Raw genomic sequence first — 18,990 nt, 5'->3', positions numbered from 1 at the left:
CTTATTGTTCTGTCAGCGCGCGCACGTGCACGCCGCTTTCGAGGTGCGCCAGCTGCGCGTGGTCGCTGATGCCGAAACCGATCTGCGTCACCGCCATCGCGGCAATTGCCGTGGCTCGGCGCAGGGTTTGCTCGGGCGTATCGCCACTGAGCAGACCGTGGAGCATCCCGGCCAACAGCGAGTCACCAGCGCCAACAGTGCTGGCGACCGCGACCTTGGGCGGCGTGGCGTGCAGCAATGTGCCCGGGCTGTACCAGCTCACGCCCGCAGCGCCGTCGGAAACCACCACGTGTTCCACACCTTGTTGATGCAGTTGGCTGATGGCATCCGGGGCATTACCCAGGGCGTCGGCCAGTTCTTCCGTATTGGGTTTGACCAGCCACGGGCCAGCTTTCAACCCGGCGCGCAATGCGTCGCCGCTGGTGTCCAGGGCGACTTTCAAGCCAAGGTTTTTCAGTTGTTCGAGCATTTTCTGAAACCACTGCGGGCTGACGCCGCGCGGCAGGCTGCCAGCCACTACCACCGCATCGAATTCCGGACCGATCATCGCGATCATCTTGAGCAGTTCTTCTTGCGCCGCTTCACTCACCAGCGGCCCAGGCGCATTGATGTCAGTGACCCGGCCATCCTGCTCGGCAATCTTGATATTGCTGCGTGTTTCACCCGGTACGCGAATGAATGCATTGCCAAATCCACGGCGGGCGATCAACGCGTCGAACGCTTGGGGGTTTTCTTCACCGAGAAACCCGCCCACGCTCACCTGATGGCCCAGGTCGGCCAGCACCTGCGCCACGTTCACGCCCTTGCCGGCGGCATGGGTCAGCAGGGTTTCGCTGCGGTTGACTTCACCCGGCTCCAGGCGCGCCAGGCGTACCGTCAGGTCCAACGCCGGGTTCAGCGTCAGGGTCAGAATCCTTGCCATCTACACGGCCTCCACTAGGGCTCGCACTTCGGCGGGCGAGCCCACCGCCAGTGCTTGTTGCGCCAGGCCCTGGGCCTCGCTAAGACTGAATTCGCGCACGCGCGCCTTCACTTCGGGAATGCTGCGGGCCGACACGCTCAGCTCATCGACACCCAGGCCGATCAGCACTGGCACCGCCAACGGGTCCGCCGCCAGCTCGCCGCACACGCCGACCCATTTGCCATGGGCATGGGCGGCGCGCACGGTGATGTCGATCAGTTGCAACACCGCCGGGTGCAGGCCATCGGCCTGGGCGGACAGGGTCGGGTGGCCACGGTCGATGGCCAGGGTGTACTGGGTCAGGTCGTTAGTGCCGACGCTGAAGAAGTCCACTTCCTTGGCCAGGACCGGCGCGAGCAATGCCGCCGACGGCACTTCGATCATGATCCCCAGTTGCAGGTCCGCCACCGGGATTTCCAGGCGCAGGCGCTCGGTCATGTCGCGGGCGGCACGCCATTCGTCAACACTGCCGACCATGGGGAACATGATGCGCAGCGGGCGATTGTCCGCCGAGCGCAGCAGCGCCCGCAGTTGCGCTTCCATGATCTGCGGGCGCTGCAAGGTCAGACGAATGCCGCGCACACCAAGGAATGGGTTTTCCTCTTGGGCGATCGGCCAGTACGGCAGCGGTTTGTCACCCCCCACATCGAGGGTGCGCACCACCAGCGGACGACCGGCGAGGCCATCGAGGACGCGGCGGTATTCGGCTTCCTGGGTGGCCTCGTCCGGCGCTTGCGGGTGGGCCATGAAAATCAGTTCGGTGCGCAGCAAGCCAATGCCTTCGGCGCCCTGCTCCACCGCGCTGGCAACCCCGGCGCTTTCGCCGATGTTGGCGAACACTTCCACGGCGTGCCCCTCACGGGTCAGGGCCGGTTCATGGCGCTGCGCCGAGGCGGCCTGCAGGCGTTGTTCGCGGGTATCGCGCTCGACCGTTGCGCGCTGCAGGGTAGCGGCGTCGGCGTCCACATGCAGGCGGCCGCGCTGACCATCCAGCAACAACGGCGTACCGGCGGCCAGCAGCAACACCGACGCGCCGGCACCCACCAACGCCGGAATACCCAGCGCACGGGCAACAATGGCGCTGTGGGCCGTCGCGCCGCCACGGGCGGTGAGGATGCCGGCGACGCGCGCCGGGTCCAGCCGGGCCACATCGGACGGACCGACTTCGTCCATCACCAGAATGTAAGGCTCGCTCGGCTCCTGGGCGGTTTCGACGCCACAGAGTTGCGCAAGCACGCGGCGACCAATGTCACGCAGGTCGGCGGCACGTTCGGCGAGCAAAGCATCCTGCAACGACTCCTGCTGCTTGGCGGCCGCCTCGATCACACTCATCCACGCCGCTTCAGCGCTTTCGCCTTGCTTGAGGCGGGTGTCGACTTCGTCGGTGAGTTCCGGGTCGTCGAGCATTTCCTGGTGGGTGATGAAAATCTCGCGGATCGCCTTGGACGGGCTGCGTTCGATCAGGCCTTGGATATCACGACGCACATCACCCAAGGCGCTGTGCAGGCGCTGGCGCTCGATGGCGGAAGATTCGCCGCGCAAGGGGTAATCGAAGACCTGCTGAACCTGGATATGCGCAGGGCCGATGGCAATGCCCGGCGCGGCGGCGATGGCCTGGATCTGGCTGCCGGCCAGGGGCGCGCTGAGCACCGGCTCGATATCGACGACTTCAGGCTGGACGCTCGCGGTCGGCAGCGGCTCGACCTCTTCACCCAGGCCTTCTTCCACCGCCGCCAACAGTGCGGGCAGTGCGTCGCCGGCAATGCTCGGTTCGGCGACAAACTCCAGCACCTGGCCGCGACGCGCACCGAGGCTCAGCAGTTTGCTCAGGCTTTTCACCGACACGGCGCCAATTGGACCATCGACGACGCGCACGCGGAGGTCGCCTTCGAAACTTTTCGCCAACTGCGCAAGGATCTTCGCTGGGCGCGCATGCAGGCCGTGGGCGTTGGCCAGGGTGATGCGCGCAGTGGGCCAATCTGGAGGCAATTCACCGCCGAGCACTTCAAGCACGGCGCGGCTGCTGGTGGCGCGGCCGAGTTCCTGGCCGCGGCCTTCGATCAGCAAGGCACATAGGCGCTCGAGCAACGTCTGATGGGCTTCGCCCAGGCTGGCCAGGCAGAACAGGCCGTTGAGCGGCTGGCCGAGGTAACGCATGGGTTTGTCCGGGGTGACAAACGCCAGCCCTGGGCGCTTGACGGTCTGCTCGCTGTGCAACCACCACAGGCCATCGCCGAGGGGCAGCGCATCCACCTGCTGCAACACCGCGGCGAAACCATTGCTCACACAATCGGCCTGACGCAACAGGCGTGCGCCGCGCCATACCAGCTCTTCGAAATCGTCGGCAGACACCCCCAGGCTGATCATCTGCGCGTCCAGCGCCAGTTCCTGCGGCGCACCTTGCAGCAGTTTCAACAGCGCTTCAGCGCTGCCGGCACGGCGCAGGGCCTGGCCCAGGTCGGTTTCGCCGAGGGCGCGGGTGAGCAGTTGCAACAGACGCAGATGTTCGTCGGATTTGGCAGCGATGCCGATGGCCAGGTACACGATCTGGCCGTCGCCCCAGTCCACGCCTTCGGGGAACTGCAGCAGGCGCACACCAGTGGAGAACACCTGGTCACGGGTTTCGGGGGTGCCGTGAGGGATAGCGATACCTTGGCCAAGGAAGGTCGAGCCTTGGGCTTCACGGGCTTGCAAACCGCTGAGGTAACCCTCGGCGACCAGGCCGTCGGCCACCAGTTTTTCAGCGAGCAGGTGCAAGGCAGCAGATTTATCCACGGCCACCTGGCCCATGGAAATCTGCTCTACAGTGAGCTCAAGCATGCCGTTCTCCTAGTTAGTGCGGTGGCGCACTAGGTATTGTTTTAAACAAACAGTGTAAAGGGTGTTCAGGAATTACTGACTGAGCAGTCAATTGGCAGTAGCCACTCCGTCGCGAACGTCGTAAAAATACGCTGGCTGAAACGTTTAATCTAGATCTTATGGAAGACTACGCGTTAATTGCGCATCCTTGAAGAACCACTCGGCGCTTGAGCCAGGACATTGGTCGTGTACAGGAATCGGTTACGATTGGAGAAAATGTCGGGGCAAGCTCCAGAAAACAAGGAAATCCCGGTTTGAAACTCAGTGATATCGCCCGTCTCGCCGGTGTGTCCGTGACCACCGCCAGCTACGTCATCAATGGCAAGGCTGAACAGCAACGCATCAGCAGTGCCACCGTCGAACGGGTGCGTGCCGTGGTCGAAGCCCATGGCTTTACCCCCAACCCGCAGGCCGCCGGGCTGCGCAGTCGGCACACGCGCACCTTGGGCTTTATCCTGCCCGACCTGGAAAACCCCAGTTATGCGCGCATCGCCAAGCTGCTGGAACAAGGCGCGCGGGCGCGCGGCTATCAACTGCTGATCGCCAGCTCCGACGATGACGCCGACAGCGAACGCCAACTGTTGCAACTGTTCCGTGCCCGGCGCTGTGATGCGCTGTTTGTCGCCAGTTGCTTGCCGGCCAGCGATGACAGTTACCGCGAACTGCAGGCCAAGGGTTTGCCGGTGATTGCCATCGACCGGGTGATGGGCGCGGATCAATTCTGCTCGGTGGTCAGCGACGACCGCCAGGCGTGCCAGCAATTGACCAGCAGCCTGTTGCAGCCGCTGCCCAAGCAGATCGTGCTGATCGGCGCACGGCCCGAGCTGAGCATCAGCCAGGAACGTGCCGCCGGCTTCCGCGAGGCACTCGAAGGTTTCACCGGCGAGGTGATCGTCGAACACGGTGAAGCCTTCAGCCGCGATTGCGGCCGACAGTTGATGGAGCAACTTCTACAGCAATTGGGGCATTTGCCTGACGCGCTGGTGACCACGTCCTACGTGCTGCTGCAAGGCGTGTTCGACGCCCTGCATGACTTCCCGCTCAAATCACGGCCGCTGCGCCTGGGCACCTTTGGTGATACCCAGTTGCTGGATTTCCTGCCGCTGCCGGTCAACGCCATGGCCCAGCAACATCAACTGATTGCCGAGACCGCCTTGCGCCTGGCCCTGGCCGCGGTTGAAGAAGAACAATACCAACCCGGCGTGCATGCCATCGGCCGGACGTTCAAGCAGCGTATTCGCGAGGCCTGAGCGTGGAGTTGATCGACACCCACACCCACTTGGACTTTCCGGACTTCGACAGTGATCGCCGGGCAGTCCTCGCCCACAGCCGAGCCTTGGGCGTGCAACGCATGGTGGTGTTGGGCGTGTATCAGCAGAATTGGCAGCGTTTGTGGGACCTGGTGCAAGCGGATGAAGGCTTGTTCGCTGCCTTTGGCCTGCATCCGGTGTACCTCGATGACCACCGCCCCGCCGACCTGACGGAACTGGGCGACTGGCTGGCTCGCCTGCACGGCCACCGACAACTGTGCGCTGTCGGCGAAATCGGCCTGGATTACTTCCTCGAACAACTGGACCGCGAACGCCAGCAAAGCCTGTTTGAAGCGCAACTGAAACTGGCGGTGGACTTCCAACTACCAGCACTGCTGCACGTGCGTCGCAGCCACGCGGCCGTGATCGCCACCCTCAAGCGCATTCGCCTGCCCCGTGGCGGCATCATCCATGCATTTGCCGGCAGCCGCGAAGAAGCCCGCGAATACATCAAGCTCGGCTTCAAACTGGGCTTGGGCGGCGCCGCCACCTGGCCTCAGGCCCTGCGCATGCACAAGGTGCTGGCCCACCTGCCGTTAGATGCGGTGGTATTGGAAACCGACTCACCGGATATGGCGCCCGCCATGTATCCCGGCCAACGCAACAGCCCCGAACACCTGCCGTCTATCTGCACCGCGCTCGCCGAGCGCATGGGTACCAACGCTTTATTGCTGGCTGAGGCGAGCACACGCAATGCGCGCGAGTTGTTCAACTGGTAGCGCGGGTGTGACCAATTGCAGATTCAAGGTGATGCGCTGGCGGTAACGGGCGTATCGCAACACCAGGAAATGCACCAGCAGCACCACCAACGAGATGTTGAATTGGCCGATCACACTGATCAGCCCCACCCACTCCACCACCAGCGCCACGATCAGCACCGTGCAGGTCAACACCGCCATGCTCGGGCGCACCAACGCCCACTGGTCCAAGGACCTGAACTGGCGCAACTGCCGAGGGCAGTTCAACTGCAAGATCCACTGGCAGTAAGGGCAATCGAACGGCTCTTCGATGGCGATGGCATTCAGTTGCCAAGGCTTGAGGTTAAAGGTGATATCACAATGGGCGCAGTGCCCTTTGATGCCGATCGCAGCGGTCATCGCTGTGCCTCCCCTGGACTTGAAATCGAGTGAAACAATTTTCACCGATTCACGACTCCAGAAAAGAGACGCAGCAAAATCAGGACAAGCGCCACACCACAAGGCGATAAATCCTACGCCTGGCTCTCACACCCGAAACGCGCCGATCAATTGTTTCAGCTCAATCACCTGCAGCGACAGCTGTCGACTCGCCGCTTCGGTCTGATGCGTGCCCTCAGCCGCATGCTCGCCAGCCCGATTGATTTCAACAATGTTCTGGTCGATATCGTGGGCGACGGCGGTTTGTTGCTCCACAGCGGCGGCGATCTGCTGGTTCTGATCGACGATCATGCCGACGGCACCGAGGATGTTTTCCAGGGCCTGCTGGACCTTTTCCGACTGCCCCACGGTGCCACTGGCCATTTCATGGCTGCTGCCCATGGCCTTCACGGCAGCCGCCACACCACTGTGCAAGCGGCTGATCATCTGTTCGATTTCTTCGGTGGAATGCTGGGTGCGTCGTGCCAGGGTGCGCACCTCATCGGCCACCACCGCAAACCCTCGCCCTTGCTCGCCAGCACGCGCGGCTTCGATAGCCGCGTTGAGTGCTAGAAGGTTGGTTTGTTCGGCAATGCTCTTGATCACTTCCAACACGCTGCTGATGGACTGGCTGTCGGTGGCCAGTTGGTTGATCACCCGCACCGACTGATCGATCTCCGTGGCGAGCCGCGCAATGCTGCCCTGCTGCGACTGCACCAGGCCACGGCCGCTGACGGTTTCATCGTTGACGCTATGGGCACTGCTCACTGCCGCCGCCGCGCTGCGCGCAACTTCCTGCGCAGTAGACGACATCCGGTTCATCGCGGTCGCCACCTGTTCGATCTGGGTACGCTGCCCGGATACGGCCTGATTACTCTGGGCCGACACCGTCTCCACCTGTCCGGCCTGCAGCTCGACTTGACTGACGGTATGCCCGACGCGCTCGATCAAGTCATGGATCTTCGCCACGGTGCCGTTGAACACCTGGCCCAGGTCACCCAGCTCATCACGGCTATGCGCAACAAAAGTGACGGTCATGTCCCCGGCCGCCACCTTATCCATCATCGCGCCCAGGCGCCTCAGCGTGGTGCGCGTGGAGGCGTAGAAGCCTGCATACAAATAGAAAATCAACAGGAACACCGCGCTCAGGGCCGAGACCAGTACCACCATGTGTGTGCGGTTCTGTGCCAGACGTTGTTCCAACTGCTGTCCGAGAAAGGTCAACGTGGCGTCATCCAACTGGTAGGTCTGGGCCATCAACCGGCTGACACCGTCGTAGAAATCCTGCCAGGATGCGTCGAGGGTTTCGGCCATCACTACCTGTTCTTCAAACAACTCGCTGCCTTGCTTGAGGCTGGCGCTGCTGGCCTTGGCCAGGCTGTCGAGGGCCGTATGCGCGGCTTTGCTGGAGCCCAGGGCGTCCTGCAATTTCAAGCCATACTCGGCCTGGAGTTTTTCCAGTTGCTGCAACAGTTCGTCAAAGCGTGTGCTGGACGACGAATTGAGAAAGCCCTGACCCAGAGAATAGGCGCCCATCGCCCGGCCTTCGCCCAGGGTCTGGGTGACTTGCGGGGTCACGCTGGTGATCAGCTCACTGAGTTGGCGCAGATCGCTTTGGGAGTCGCGGCTTAAGCCGGATTGGCTGGCGATGATCTGGCTGAGCATCTGGGCCTTGTTGAGCAATTTTCCGATCAACGCACTTTTGCTCAGCAACGAGGTTTCCTGTTGCTGGGCCTTGAAGGCGGTGATCAACTCGTCGCGCTTGGCGTCAAACGCGGCAATTTGCTCGGGCTCGGTCGTCATGGCGTTGAGGCTTTGCAGGCGACTCAACACGCTGTGTTCCAAGGCGCTGATCTTGCCCTCAAGGTCGCCCGCCTTGCCGGACTGGCCCAGCGTGGCGTTGATCTGCACCTGGTTGTTAAGGGTTTCCAGGTCGCGGCGTAGCGCCAGACTGCTGCCAAGCAAGTCGAGGCTTTGCAGTTCGACGCGGGTGCCCTGGAATTCACGCCACGAGTCACGCACCAGGTAATAGTTGGTCGCCAGCATCGGCAGCAGGAACAACACGCTAATCAAGCTGAACTTCATGCCAAAGCTCAGGCGATTCATCAGCGCGACGGCGGGATAGAGCAAGCTCTTCACAGGTGAACTCCCTTTCTTTTATTTTTATTGAGGCGCAGGGCGGCAGTTAGCCAGCATCTGTATAGCTCAATTTGAAAGGGAGCTTTGTAACTTAAGGTTAATGAGATCAGCCGTCAGGGCAATACCGTCCAGATGGCAAACCCGGCATACCACAGCACCGCTGCGCGCAGCAGCAGTTCCCAGAGTCGGTCCAGGCTGTTGATGCCGTCGGGACCGACCGCCGGTGGCGGGATTTCGGCGGCGACCAGGCCGACTTTCTCCACCAACTGGGCAGCGCTGATGTCCCAACTCAGCAGTTCATGCAGCATCACACGGCCAACGGCGACGAAGTTGCCCACCAGGGCAAAGCTGGCCGCCAGCAGACGCACCGGCAGCCAGTCAAAGGCGTGGCGCAGTTGCCCGGCCCGCTCAGCCACCAAAGGGTTCTTGCTGTGGTCACTGGCCAGTGCGAGCAGGCGATAAGCCAGCGCAGCCACCGGACCCAACAGGAAATACCAGAAAATCACCGCAAAAAAGCTCTGGTAGGCCTGCCACAACAGATGGCCCTGGACGCGTTCGAGCAGTTGTTCGCCACTGTCGGCGCTCAGGTTCAGGTCACGCTCGGCCACATGCTCGGCGGCTTGCAGGTCGCCACGTCGCCAGGCATCGCGAAAGGGGCCGAGCCCGGCAAGCAGATCACCACGGCCCAGGCTGTAGATCACCACCAGCAGGTGCACCGGCAGTGCCAACAGCCCGTAAGCCACGGGCTCCAACACCAGCAGCAGCAACGCCAACAATGCCACCGGCAGCAACACCAGCAATGCCAGGATCAGCCAGGGCTGCTTGCCCATGCGCGGGCTCGATTCCAGCTTGGCCAGTTCACGCAGCCAACCGCCATCACGCTGCAACCGCTGGCGCAGGGCCGAGAACTTCTCGATCCATACGGCCAGCACCAACACCAGGAAACTCATCGTGCGTGTCCTCCATCCTGCAGGGCGCTGCGAAAGCGCGTCCAATCAAAAGCCGGGCCGGGATCGGTCTTGCGACCCGGGGCGATATCGCTGTGACCACAGATACGCTGGGGCGTAATGTCGGGGTAAGCCGCCAGTAACTGGCGGGTCAGGTCGCTCAATGACGCATATTGGGCGTCAGTGAATGGCTGGTCATCCGTGCCTTCAAGCTCCACCCCCAAGGAAAAGTCATTGCACGTGTCCCGCCCCTCGAATTGCGAGATCCCGGCATGCCAGGCGCGATCAAGACAGGACACAAACTGCGTCACCGCACCATCACGTTCAATCAGAAAATGCGCAGACACCCGTAGGTCAGCGATCCCTTCAAAGTAGGGATGTTCCGTGACATCCAGGCGGTTCTGGAAGAATTCCTGCACTTTGCCGGTGGCGAACTGCGCCGGTGGCAGGCTGATGTTATGCACCACCAACAGTGAGATCTCGCCGGCGGGGCGCTCATTGAAGTTGGGCGAAGGGCAATGACGGATGCCCTTGCACCAACCGCTGGTGGGGTCCAACTGCATACAGGTTCCTTGAACGAGACAACGTGTGATCAGTATGCCGCGTTCGACCCTCAGGTTGCGATCACTTGCCGCGATTGAGTTGTCGCAGCTTGCCCACGACGGCCGTCAAGGCACGCTCGAACAAGGGGCCGCCGTCCAAGGCGTGCAGCGTGCCCTGCTTGAACGCCAATGCCAATTGGCCCGCGCTTTTCTCCAACACCTTGAGCCCCGTGCGGCTGGTGAAGATGTAGGTGTCGGCCGGCGCCATGATTGCCGTCAACCGACAGCGCAGCGTAGTGGTCGCGTCTTCCTCGAACACCACCCAGCCACCGATCTTGAGTTGGTGAGCCTTGATCCGGTCGGGGTCGTTGTCCGGCAGATCGCGGACCGGGTCAGGTGACGCCGAGGTCAGCACAAAGGGTTCGTGCACTTCGATCCACTCGTCGACACCTTCAGGTGCCTGGACATGCAAGGCCTGCAAACGCACAAAAAACTCGCGGGTGCTGAAGGGGTCGAACGCGGCGCTGGTCAATCCGTCGCGCAAGGCCTTGAGCAAGCCTGGCAGTTGCTCCAGCAAATGGCGCCCGGCTTCGGTGTCTTGTTGCAGGCCGACGCTCCAGATCAGTTCGTCCATGGTGCGCAGCCCCGCCTGCCATTGCACCGACTGCTCGCCATGCTTGAGGCTGGCCAGCAACAGTACCTGGCTCCAGGCCTGTTGCAGGAACTGCACAACCGGGCGCGGCAGGGTCTTGCCCAACAACCGCTTGTTCAGCACATCGGCCACGCGCTGACGGGCCGCTTCGGTGCGCACGCGCCCGGCTTCGGCATCGCGGGTGTGTTGTTCAAGCAAATCGCTGCGCCGCCGCTCATCGGCAGTGAATGCACTGAACTCGGCGAGCAATTGGCAGAAAATCGCCGGGTCTTCGACAAATTCATTGAGTAAACGCTGCACCACCTGCTCGATGCGCAGGTACAAGTGGTCGCGCTGGCTGCCGCCCACGGCGGCGGCCGCGACTTCATTGAGCAGGCGTCGCGCCGGGTGGCTGGCACGACTGAAGAGGCTCTTGTCCAGCACCGCCACCTTCAGCATCGGGATCTGCAGACGGCCGATCAAGGCCTTGAAGGCATCGGGCACGGCGCGGTCGTTGAGGATGAATTCGAACAGCAGCGCGATCAGGTTGATCACATCTTCGTCCGCCTCCTCCACCACCCGCGACTTGCCACTCTTGACGCTGACGCGAGTGAGCAACTGCTCAAGCTGGTTGCGCAGGTCGAAATCATCCTCGACCTCAGGCTCCGGCACGTACTGCTGCAAATGGGAGAGCAAGCGCAGCAGGTCACGGGTGGCAATGGGCAAGGGTTCGGCGCTGGCTTCAAGGGTCGGCGCCACGCTACCGCGTACCGCGGCGAGCAACGGCTGGAGCGCGGCGAAGGCTTCCTGGCCATTTTCGTCGACAGGCGGCAAGGTTTCTTCGCGCGGCAGTTTGCGGGACTCAGGCGCCTCAAGCCGCCGCGACGGTACGGCTTTGAGCTCCGGCAACACACCGGTCGCGACCAGCAATTGATTGGCTTCGCCGTACAGTTGGTCGGCGTCACTGAGCACGTACTTTTCAAACAACTTGAGCATGATCAGTTTGACGCGAATCTCCACGCCCAGGCTGCGCCCCGCCCGCAGGAAGAACTCACACAGCAGTGCAGGCCCCAGTGGGTTTTCACGATCATCCAGGCGATTGCCGAGCAACGCGCTCAAGCGAGCCGTGAGTTGCGCCAAGGCCAAGCCATCACGGTGCCGCACCCGACCCAGCATGGCCTCAAGTGCAACGGCTTTTTCCAGGTCATCCTTGGATGAGCCCGGTGCTGCGTCGTAGGAAACCACCGGCACCAACTGCAATTCCCCGCGCCCTGCCTGACCCAGGCTGGCGAAGGCTTCAAACAGGCGCTCCATGAACACACGCTCGAAATTCTTGCGCTTGAGGCGCAGGTCGCGCATGGCCTCGAAGAAAATATGGTGGTCGAGGTTGTTGCGCGCCTTGTCGGCCATTTCGAACAAGGTGTCGTCGGCGTTATCGAACAAATCCTGCAGCCCCTGCTGCAACTGTTGTGCTGCCTTGTCGCGGACCTGCAGCAACACCACCGGCAGTCGGGCGAGCGGCGATGGCGTGGCGGGCGCCTTGTTGAAGGGCACCACCTTTCCGTCATTGTGCATCCTGGCCTCCTGAAACGGCGGTATTGGTCTGAACGTCAAAGCTATGACGCCAATTGCAAGGCGCGAGATTATCTGGCAAATGAGGGGGGTTGCGCCAGCAAACTCTGCCTTTGCTCGGTAAATGAGTGGTGAGCCTGGGTTCGAGCGCGCACTGCCCCTATAATCGGGGCACTTTGTCTGTGGAGCCTGTTATGCCGAATCTCCGTCTTGCCGACCTCACCGCCGAAATCGAAGCCAACGTGCGCCGCGCACTGCTGGAAGATATCGGCAGCGGCGACATCACTGCACAGTTGATCCCGGCCGAACGGCTGGCCACGGCGACCATCATTACCCGTGACGCCGCGGTCATCGCCGGTACGGCCTGGGTGGATGCGGTGTTCCGCCAGCTGGACCCACGGGTCGCCGTGCATTGGCAAGTGGCCGACGGTGAGCGCGTCAACCCCAACCAGGTGCTGTTCCACCTTGAAGGCCCGGCACGCTCGCTGCTCAGCGGTGAACGCTGCGCGCTGAACTTCCTGCAGTTGCTGTCCGGAGTCGCCACACGCGCGCAATCCCTGGCGGATTTTGTCGCCAGTACCCAGGTCAAGCTGCTGGACACCCGCAAAACCTTGCCGGGGCTGCGCCTGGCGCAGAAGTACGCCGTGACCTGCGGCGGCTGCCACAACCACCGTATCGGTTTGTATGACGCGTTCCTGATCAAGGAAAACCATATCGCGGCCTGTGGCGGCATTGCTCAGGCGATCACCGCCGCCCACAAGATCGCGCCCGGCAAGCCAGTGGAAATCGAAGTGGAAAGCCTGGATGAGCTGCGCGAAGCCCTGGCGGCGGGCGCGGATATCATCATGCTCGATGAGCTGAGCCTGGACGATATGCGTGAAGCCGTGCGCCTGAATGGCGGCAAGGCGAAACTGGAGGCCAGTGGCGGGATCAATGAAAGCACCCTGCTGCCCATCGCTGAGACCGGGGTGGATTACATCTCGATTGGTGCGATGACCAAGGATGTGAAGGCGGTGGATTTGTCGATGCGCCTTAGTATCTGAAGGGCCTTAATTGTAGGAGCGAGCTTGCTCGCGAAAAACGTTAACGATAACGCGTGAACGCTGACGGCACGCGGCGCCCTTGAGTTTTTCGCGAGCAAGCTCGCTCCTACAGACAGCTTCTAAACCACCAAGTCATTCATCTCGCAATACTCTTCCCATTCGACACCGAGCACCTCGGCCGCCTCTTTGTGCAAGGCCAGTCGTGCCGCTTCAAACTCTTCCGGTGTCGAGGTGTACTTGAGGGTCAGCTCCCAAGGCTGGTAGCCCTGGCTCTCGGCCTCGTCCTCGAATGCCCACTGGATCTGGTCGCGCTGATCATCGGCGCTCAGGTCCTTGATCTCTTCTTTAAGCTGCGGCGTGTCCTCAAGGTATTTTTTGAGTGCTTCTTCGTGCCGAGCTTCCTGGGTCATTTCAGTCGTGGTCATGTCGTTCTCTTAGATCGAGGAATGGGGATGCATCTGGGTCATCAAGGTTGCGCAGATACAAAAGAGCGGGCGCAAATGCCAGCTCGTCTGGCCTTCAGAACCATTCTGGGATCAACTGAAAACAGTGCTGCCGATGTTGCCTTTTTGCCCGAGACAGGAATCGAACCTGCGACCTTCGCGTTACGAGTGCGCTGCTCTACCGGCTGAGCTACACGGGCGGTGGGCTAAAGCTAGCACCGCATCGGGAGTCCGGCAACTTGCCGCCGTCAGCGGGCAATCACGCCCTGAGCCCAAAAGCGTGGTTGCAGCATGTTGGCATGGCTGTCCAGGTACTGTTGCTGGGCTCGCGCGATGTGAGGCACGTCACGCACGGCGATAACAATCAACAGACCAACGGCCAGCAGCCCCAAGACCTTCCAAGCGCCCCAGGCCAATGGCAATTGGCCGGTTTGCGGGGTTCGCCAGACATGCAACGCCATCAGCCAGCCCACTACCAACGCCAGCCAGACCTGGGAGTTGGGCATCACGATCACGCCGTCGACCATGGACTGCACCAACGCACCGACCAAGGCCGCAAACAGGCAGAGTCGCAACAGGTCCGCAGGCTCCGCGCTCAGCGCACGCTCACGCAGTACACCGACTGTGGCCCAGCCTGCGCGCCAGGCCAACACGGCGACGCACAACGCCGATGGCACGCCCCACTCACTAGCCCATTGCAGGATCGCCTGATGAGGGTGAGCGGCAATACTGTTGGCGATATCCGCGAAATGCATCGGCCCGAACCCCAGCCAAGGACGCTCGACGAGCATATGCCAGGCCTGCCACCAAATCGGACCGCGTCCCGACAACGTGGTTGTGAGGCGATCGCTGGCGGCATTGGCGATTTCGATCCCCTGGTAATCCGCCAACACCTTGAACACCAGCCAATACAACAACAGCCCCCCCAGCATTGCGGCCAATTGCCAAGCTAGCCAGCGCCGGCCCCATGGCCCCAGTACCGCTAGCACCACGCCCGCCGTGCCTATACCAAGCCAAGTACCACGCGTGCCGCCCCCAATCGCGATCAGCCACCACGCGCACAGCAGCGCGAACACCGCAGCCTTGACTGAGCGGGAAAGCGTCGGGGTCAACAAGGGAAGCGCCAGCAGCGGCAAGGTGAATGTCTGGAACTGGCCGTAGAAACGCTTGTTGGAAAAGCCGGACAGCAGCAAGTCAGGGTCAAGCACCCGCTCTGCGCCGATGAGCGCCAGGGCCCCCGCGTAGGTGTATTGAATCGATTTGATCAGGCACAGCAGCACCACGAACAGGATCAAGGCGCGGTCCAAAAACTGACCGCCCTGGCGACGCGCCAAGGCGAAGGCCACCGCAATCGCGCCGCAGCTGACGAACGATGCCACTTCGGAAAGAGCCCACAGCGGCTGGTGTGCCCGCATTGACGACACCAGGCCCAATCCAATGATCAGCGTCAGGCCCAGGGCTGTGGGCCGGTCCACCAGCCGTTCAACGCGAGCGATCGACACCCCATACAGCACCGCGCAAGCGCCGATGGCGATCTGCATCACCCGCTGCAGATCATGCCCGCTGAAGGGAGCACAAATCCCGACAACCAGCAGGCACATCACTGCCACCAGGAAAATATTGCCACGCTGCTCTACGGATAACGCCATCGGCCACCTCAACGTCCCTGTGGAGGGTTTAGCAGTTAAGCGCCGTCGGCGCCGCAGCCTCTGGCGACATATTTTGCGTCAGCGGTGGTGGTGCATTTCCAACCGGTGGTGGCATTGCGCGTCAGGCTGATGGTCTTGCCCAGCACCGGTGCCGGCGCATCAAGTATTTCGCAACTGATGGAGCCCGCGCCCGTGGCAACGTCCCCAGCCACGTCAATCTTGCAGTTGGCCGTCGGGCTGGTGCCACCGATCAATGCCAGCGTAGGGACCGTGCCCTGGTTGAGGGTGTCTTCATACCCAGGCTTCAACGCAGTGATTTCAGCCAGGCCGGCGGTGAGTTTGGCCTTGGCCTGGTGGGTGGTGTACATGGGCAGGCCGATGGTGGCCAAAATGCCGATGATTGCCACGACGATCAACAACTCGATCAGGGTAAAACCTTTTTGACGTATCACATTCACTCTCCAGGATAGAACTCATGACAAGGCGCGTCCTGCGCCCCGTGTTGTGCAGCGGCGCCAGTGTACTCATGCGCAGGCGCTCAATCGCGTACAAGTCGCACATTCTGACATTTTATCCTGCTGCACCTGCCAGCCCGAATCCGTCACCTGACTAAGCTATAAATCTTCGACGGCCTCTGTGCGGAACGGTGACATGGACGACGCTTTAACGCTGTACGCCTGGGAAGGCATCAATCGCAAAGGACGCAGGGTGTGCGGGCAAACCACGGGGCATAATCTTGCGTGGGTCAGGGCCCAGTTGCGCCAACAGGGCATCAGCCCAGGACACGTGCGCAGGAAAGCCCCCATTCTGCTGGGACTCAAACCGTCGATCAAATCGACGGATATCACCCTGTTCACTCGCCAACTGGCGACGCTGCTGAAGGCCGGGATTCCCCTGCTGCAAGCCTTCGACATCATCGGCGAAGGCTTCGACAACCGCGCTGTGCGTGAGCTGGTGCAAGGACTGAAACAAGCGATTGCCTCAGGCTCCAGCCTGGCAGACGCCTTGCGCAAAAAGCCGCACTGTTTCGATGAGCTCTTCTGCAACCTGGTGGCCGCCGGCGAACAGGCCGGCGCACTGGAAACCCTGCTGGAGCGCGTGGCGATCCACCGGGAAAAGAGTGAGCAGCTAAGGGTCAGGATCAAAAAGGCCATGACCTATCCGATCGCCGTATTGTTGGTGGCCAGCCTTGTCACCGGCGTGCTGCTGATCCACGTCGTACCGCAGTTCCAGAACCTGTTTGCCGGCGTCGACGGCACGCTGCCCGGTTTTACCTTGCAGGTGATCGCCCTGTCAGAATTCATGCAGAAGGCCTGGTGGATCGTAGCGCTTGGCGTTCTCGCGGGAGGCATGGGCTTGCGCCACGCCTATCGCGCCGTCCCTGCCTTTCGGCTCTGGCTGGACGCCGGTTTGTTGAAAACCCCACTCGCAGGCAAACTGCTGACAAAATCGGCCGTGGCGCGCTACGCCCGCACACTGTCCACGACCTTTGCCGCGGGCGTTCCATTGGTTCAGGCACTGGATTCAGTGGCCGGAGCAGTCAGTTCAGGGCCGTTCAAACAGGCAATCGAGCATATGCGACACGACGTATCCACCGGCATGGCATTGAATCAATCCATGCTCGCCAGCGGCCTGTTTCCGCGTATGGCAATCCAGATGACAGCCATCGGCGAGGAGTCAGGCACCCTGGACCGCATGCTGGAAAAGGTCGCCAACCATTACGAGGCTGACGTGGACAACCTGGTCGACAACCTCACCAGCCTGATGGAGCCGCTGATCATGGTGATCCTGGGGAGCATTGTCGGTGCGCTGGTAATCGCCATGTACTTGCCGGTCTTCCAGCTGGGGAGCGCGTTTTGAGCCTGCTACTGGTTGAGCATCCATGGGCTTTTGTCGTGATGGCGGGTGTACTGGGGCTGATCATCGGCAGTTTCCTTAACGTGCTGGTATGGCGCCTGCCAAAAATGCTCGAACGGGAATGGCGCGCCCAGGCCCATGAAGTGCTCGGTCTACCCGCTGATCCCGCAGCGCCGACCTACAACCTGATGCACCCCAATTCCTGCTGCCCGCACTGCGACCATCCGATACGCCCGTGGGAAAATATCCCACTGCTCAGCTACTTGTTTCTGCGCGGTCGTTGCGCCCATTGCAAAGGGGCAATCAGCCCTCGCTATCCGCTCACTGAACTGACGTGTGGACTGATCTCGGCCTGGGTGGCATGGCATTTCGGCTTTGGTTGGCAAGCTGGGGCAGTGCTGGTGTTGAGCTGGGGTTTGTTGGCGATGAGCCTGATCGACGCCGACCATCAACTGTTACCGGATGTGCTGGTGATGCCGCTGCTGTGGCTGGGGCTGATCGTCAACGGGTTCGGCCTGCTGACGACATTGCCTGACGCCCTGTGGGGCGCGGTGATCGGGTACATGAGTTTGTGGAGCGTGTTCTGGCTGTTCAAGCTGGTTACCGGCAAGGACGGTATGGGCCACGGCGATTTCAAGTTACTCGCACTGCTCGGTGCCTGGGGCGGCTGGCAGATCCTGCCGATGACGCTGTTGATGTCGTCGTTGGTCGGTGTGTTCGTTGGCTTGATCCTGATGCGCCTGCGCAAGGTCCAAGCGTCGGCACCGATGCCGTTTGGTCCGTATCTGGCGATTGCCGGCTGGATTGCATTGCTCTGGGGTGGTCAAATAACCGACTTCTATTTGCAGTCTGTCGGTTTCAAATGACCACTTCTGTTGCAACACCCTGGATTCTCGGCCTTACCGGCGGTATCGGCAGCGGCAAAAGCGCGGCGGCGCAGCACTTTATCGACCTGGGTATCGACCTGGTGGACGCCGACCACGCTGCCCGCTGGGTGGTCGAGCCTGGCCGCCCGGCATTGGCGCGCATCGCTGAGCATTTTGGTGCCGGCGTGCTGCAACCTGACGGCCAGTTGGACCGCGCCGCATTGCGCAAGCTGATCTTTGAAGTCCCCGAAGAACGCCGCTGGCTCGAAGCCCTGCTGCACCCGTTGATTGGCGAAGAGATCCGCAGCCACCTGGCGCGCGCGACGTCACCTTACGCGATTCTGGTGTCGCCACTGCTGATCGAGTCCGGCCAGTACAGCATGACCCAGCGCATCCTGGTGATCGACGTGCCGCAATCGCTGCAGATTCAGCGTACCCTGCAGCGCGACGGCATCAACGAACAGCAGGTGCAGGCGATTCTCAAGGCGCAGTCCAGCCGTGAAGACCGCCTGAAACATGCCGATGACGTACTGGTCAATGACCAGGACCTTGCCTGGCTGCACAGCGAGGTCGAGCGACTGCACCACTTTTACCTTACTTTGCGTGGAGGCCGATCATGAGCCAACCCTTGACCGTCGACTGCCCAACCTGCGGCGCACCCGTGGAATGGAAAGCGACCAACCTCAACCGGCCGTTCTGCTCGGACCGCTGCAAACTCATTGACCTGGGCGCCTGGGCCGCTGAGGAACACAAGATCCCCGTGGCCCCGGATGCCGAAGACGAGCTGTTTTCCGAAGACCTGCCGCCGCGCCACTAAGGGCGCATAAAGGCGTATTCCTGCTGGTCGTCGAGGTTTTCTGCAAGGTATTGCAGCTCGTCGGCCAGGTCTTCAAAACTGCGTACACCCTTGCTCTGCTGCACTACTGCGCTGAGCATGGCGCGCAGGGTCAGGCCTGGGTCAAAACCGATTTCCTGTGCCGCATCCTGGCTTCTGCGCAACTCCTGCCGTGCCCACTCGTACACACTCATGATCCGTGCTCCTGGAAAAATTTTGCA

General features: G+C 61.6%; 18 protein-coding genes and 1 tRNA gene. 7 read left to right on the top strand and 12 right to left on the bottom strand.

Features of this window, described 5'->3' with window-relative positions:
* Position 1: 1 nt before the first annotated feature.
* Together pfkB and ptsP are read right to left on the bottom strand one after the other, a co-directional pair.
* Positions 2 to 922, bottom strand: a complete 921-nt coding sequence (pfkB, locus tag CI807_RS10900) for a 1-phosphofructokinase (protein WP_095014678.1) — start codon at positions 920 to 922, stop codon at positions 2 to 4.
* Complete coding sequence (gene ptsP / locus CI807_RS10895; RefSeq protein ID WP_095014677.1) at positions 923 to 3,781, bottom strand: phosphoenolpyruvate--protein phosphotransferase; 2,859 nt, start codon at positions 3,779 to 3,781, stop codon at positions 923 to 925.
* Positions 3,782 to 4,074: 293 nt separating this feature from the next.
* Between ptsP and cra the strand changes: the two genes are divergently transcribed.
* Positions 4,075 to 5,070 carry a catabolite repressor/activator gene (cra, locus tag CI807_RS10890; protein WP_095014676.1) on the top strand — a complete coding sequence of 332 codons (996 nt, stop codon included), beginning with the start codon at positions 4,075 to 4,077 and terminating at the stop codon, positions 5,068 to 5,070.
* A gap of 2 nt (positions 5,071 to 5,072) precedes the next feature.
* A complete protein-coding gene (locus tag CI807_RS10885) occupies positions 5,073 to 5,849 on the top strand; it encodes a TatD family hydrolase (protein ID WP_095014675.1) in 777 nt (258 codons plus the stop codon).
* Here the strand turns inward: CI807_RS10885 and CI807_RS10880 are convergent.
* From CI807_RS10880 to CI807_RS10860, 5 genes are all read right to left on the bottom strand, one after another.
* Complete coding sequence (locus CI807_RS10880) at positions 5,796 to 6,227, bottom strand: hypothetical protein (RefSeq protein ID WP_095014674.1); 432 nt, start codon at positions 6,225 to 6,227, stop codon at positions 5,796 to 5,798. The two genes, CI807_RS10885 and CI807_RS10880, sit on opposite strands and share 54 nt — an antisense overlap.
* A gap of 126 nt (positions 6,228 to 6,353) precedes the next feature.
* The gene (locus tag CI807_RS32090) at positions 6,354 to 7,058 is read right to left on the bottom strand and encodes a methyl-accepting chemotaxis protein (protein WP_371858002.1); all 705 of its coding nucleotides are present in this window, start codon (positions 7,056 to 7,058) and stop codon (positions 6,354 to 6,356) included.
* Positions 7,059 to 8,497: 1,439 nt separating this feature from the next.
* Entirely contained in the window at positions 8,498 to 9,334 is an 837-nt protein-coding gene (ampE, locus tag CI807_RS10870) for a regulatory signaling modulator protein AmpE (RefSeq protein WP_095014672.1), read from the bottom strand.
* Positions 9,331 to 9,894 (bottom strand): 1,6-anhydro-N-acetylmuramyl-L-alanine amidase AmpD, encoded by a 564-nt coding sequence (gene ampD, locus CI807_RS10865; RefSeq protein WP_095014671.1) that lies wholly within the window; start codon positions 9,892 to 9,894, stop codon positions 9,331 to 9,333. Before ampD ends, ampE begins: the two co-directional genes overlap by 4 nt.
* A gap of 61 nt (positions 9,895 to 9,955) precedes the next feature.
* Positions 9,956 to 12,079 (bottom strand): DUF1631 domain-containing protein, encoded by a 2,124-nt coding sequence (locus CI807_RS10860; RefSeq protein WP_095014670.1) that lies wholly within the window; start codon positions 12,077 to 12,079, stop codon positions 9,956 to 9,958.
* Positions 12,080 to 12,270: 191 nt separating this feature from the next.
* On the opposite strand from CI807_RS10860, the gene nadC reads away from it, so the two are divergent.
* Positions 12,271 to 13,119 (top strand): carboxylating nicotinate-nucleotide diphosphorylase, encoded by an 849-nt coding sequence (gene nadC / locus CI807_RS10855; protein ID WP_095014669.1) that lies wholly within the window; start codon positions 12,271 to 12,273, stop codon positions 13,117 to 13,119.
* Between the two features lie 119 nt (positions 13,120 to 13,238).
* Here nadC and CI807_RS10850 read toward each other — a convergent pair whose 3' ends face one another.
* The 4 genes from CI807_RS10850 to CI807_RS10835 form a co-directional block, all read right to left on the bottom strand.
* Complete coding sequence (locus CI807_RS10850) at positions 13,239 to 13,544, bottom strand: DUF6388 family protein (protein WP_095014668.1); 306 nt, start codon at positions 13,542 to 13,544, stop codon at positions 13,239 to 13,241.
* A 145-nt stretch (positions 13,545 to 13,689) separates the two neighbouring features.
* A tRNA-Thr gene (locus CI807_RS10845) sits at positions 13,690 to 13,762 on the bottom strand.
* A 48-nt stretch (positions 13,763 to 13,810) separates the two neighbouring features.
* On the bottom strand, positions 13,811 to 15,211 hold the full coding sequence (locus tag CI807_RS10840) for an O-antigen ligase (protein WP_095014667.1): 1,401 nt from the start codon (positions 15,209 to 15,211) through the stop codon (positions 13,811 to 13,813).
* A gap of 35 nt (positions 15,212 to 15,246) precedes the next feature.
* On the bottom strand, positions 15,247 to 15,660 hold the full coding sequence (locus CI807_RS10835) for a pilin (RefSeq protein WP_095017534.1): 414 nt from the start codon (positions 15,658 to 15,660) through the stop codon (positions 15,247 to 15,249).
* Positions 15,661 to 15,862: 202 nt separating this feature from the next.
* Between CI807_RS10835 and CI807_RS10830 the strand changes: the two genes are divergently transcribed.
* Genes CI807_RS10830 through yacG form a run of 4 tightly spaced genes read left to right on the top strand, consistent with a single transcriptional unit; the run spans position 15,863 to position 18,751 of the window.
* Complete coding sequence (locus CI807_RS10830; protein ID WP_095014666.1) at positions 15,863 to 17,071, top strand: type II secretion system F family protein; 1,209 nt, start codon at positions 15,863 to 15,865, stop codon at positions 17,069 to 17,071.
* On the top strand, positions 17,068 to 17,934 hold the full coding sequence (locus CI807_RS10825) for an A24 family peptidase (RefSeq protein WP_095014665.1): 867 nt from the start codon (positions 17,068 to 17,070) through the stop codon (positions 17,932 to 17,934). Before CI807_RS10830 ends, CI807_RS10825 begins: the two co-directional genes overlap by 4 nt.
* On the top strand, positions 17,931 to 18,554 hold the full coding sequence (gene coaE, locus CI807_RS10820) for a dephospho-CoA kinase (RefSeq protein ID WP_095014664.1): 624 nt from the start codon (positions 17,931 to 17,933) through the stop codon (positions 18,552 to 18,554). The genes CI807_RS10825 and coaE overlap by 4 nt, the downstream gene beginning before the upstream one ends.
* A complete protein-coding gene (gene yacG, locus CI807_RS10815) occupies positions 18,551 to 18,751 on the top strand; it encodes a DNA gyrase inhibitor YacG (RefSeq protein ID WP_003188437.1) in 201 nt (66 codons plus the stop codon). The genes coaE and yacG overlap by 4 nt, the downstream gene beginning before the upstream one ends.
* On the opposite strand, the gene CI807_RS10810 is transcribed toward yacG, so the two are convergent.
* Positions 18,748 to 18,963, bottom strand: a complete 216-nt coding sequence (locus CI807_RS10810; protein ID WP_003171680.1) for a hypothetical protein — start codon at positions 18,961 to 18,963, stop codon at positions 18,748 to 18,750. The genes yacG and CI807_RS10810 overlap by 4 nt on opposite strands.
* Positions 18,964 to 18,990: the final 27 nt, after the last annotated feature.

The sequence above is a fragment of the Pseudomonas sp. NS1(2017) genome (assembly GCF_002269425.1).
GTDB classification, from domain to species: domain Bacteria; phylum Pseudomonadota; class Gammaproteobacteria; order Pseudomonadales; family Pseudomonadaceae; genus Aquipseudomonas; species Aquipseudomonas reactans.
The sequence above is the reverse complement of the archived record's forward strand: the minus strand, read 5'-3'. Positions and strand labels throughout refer to the sequence as shown.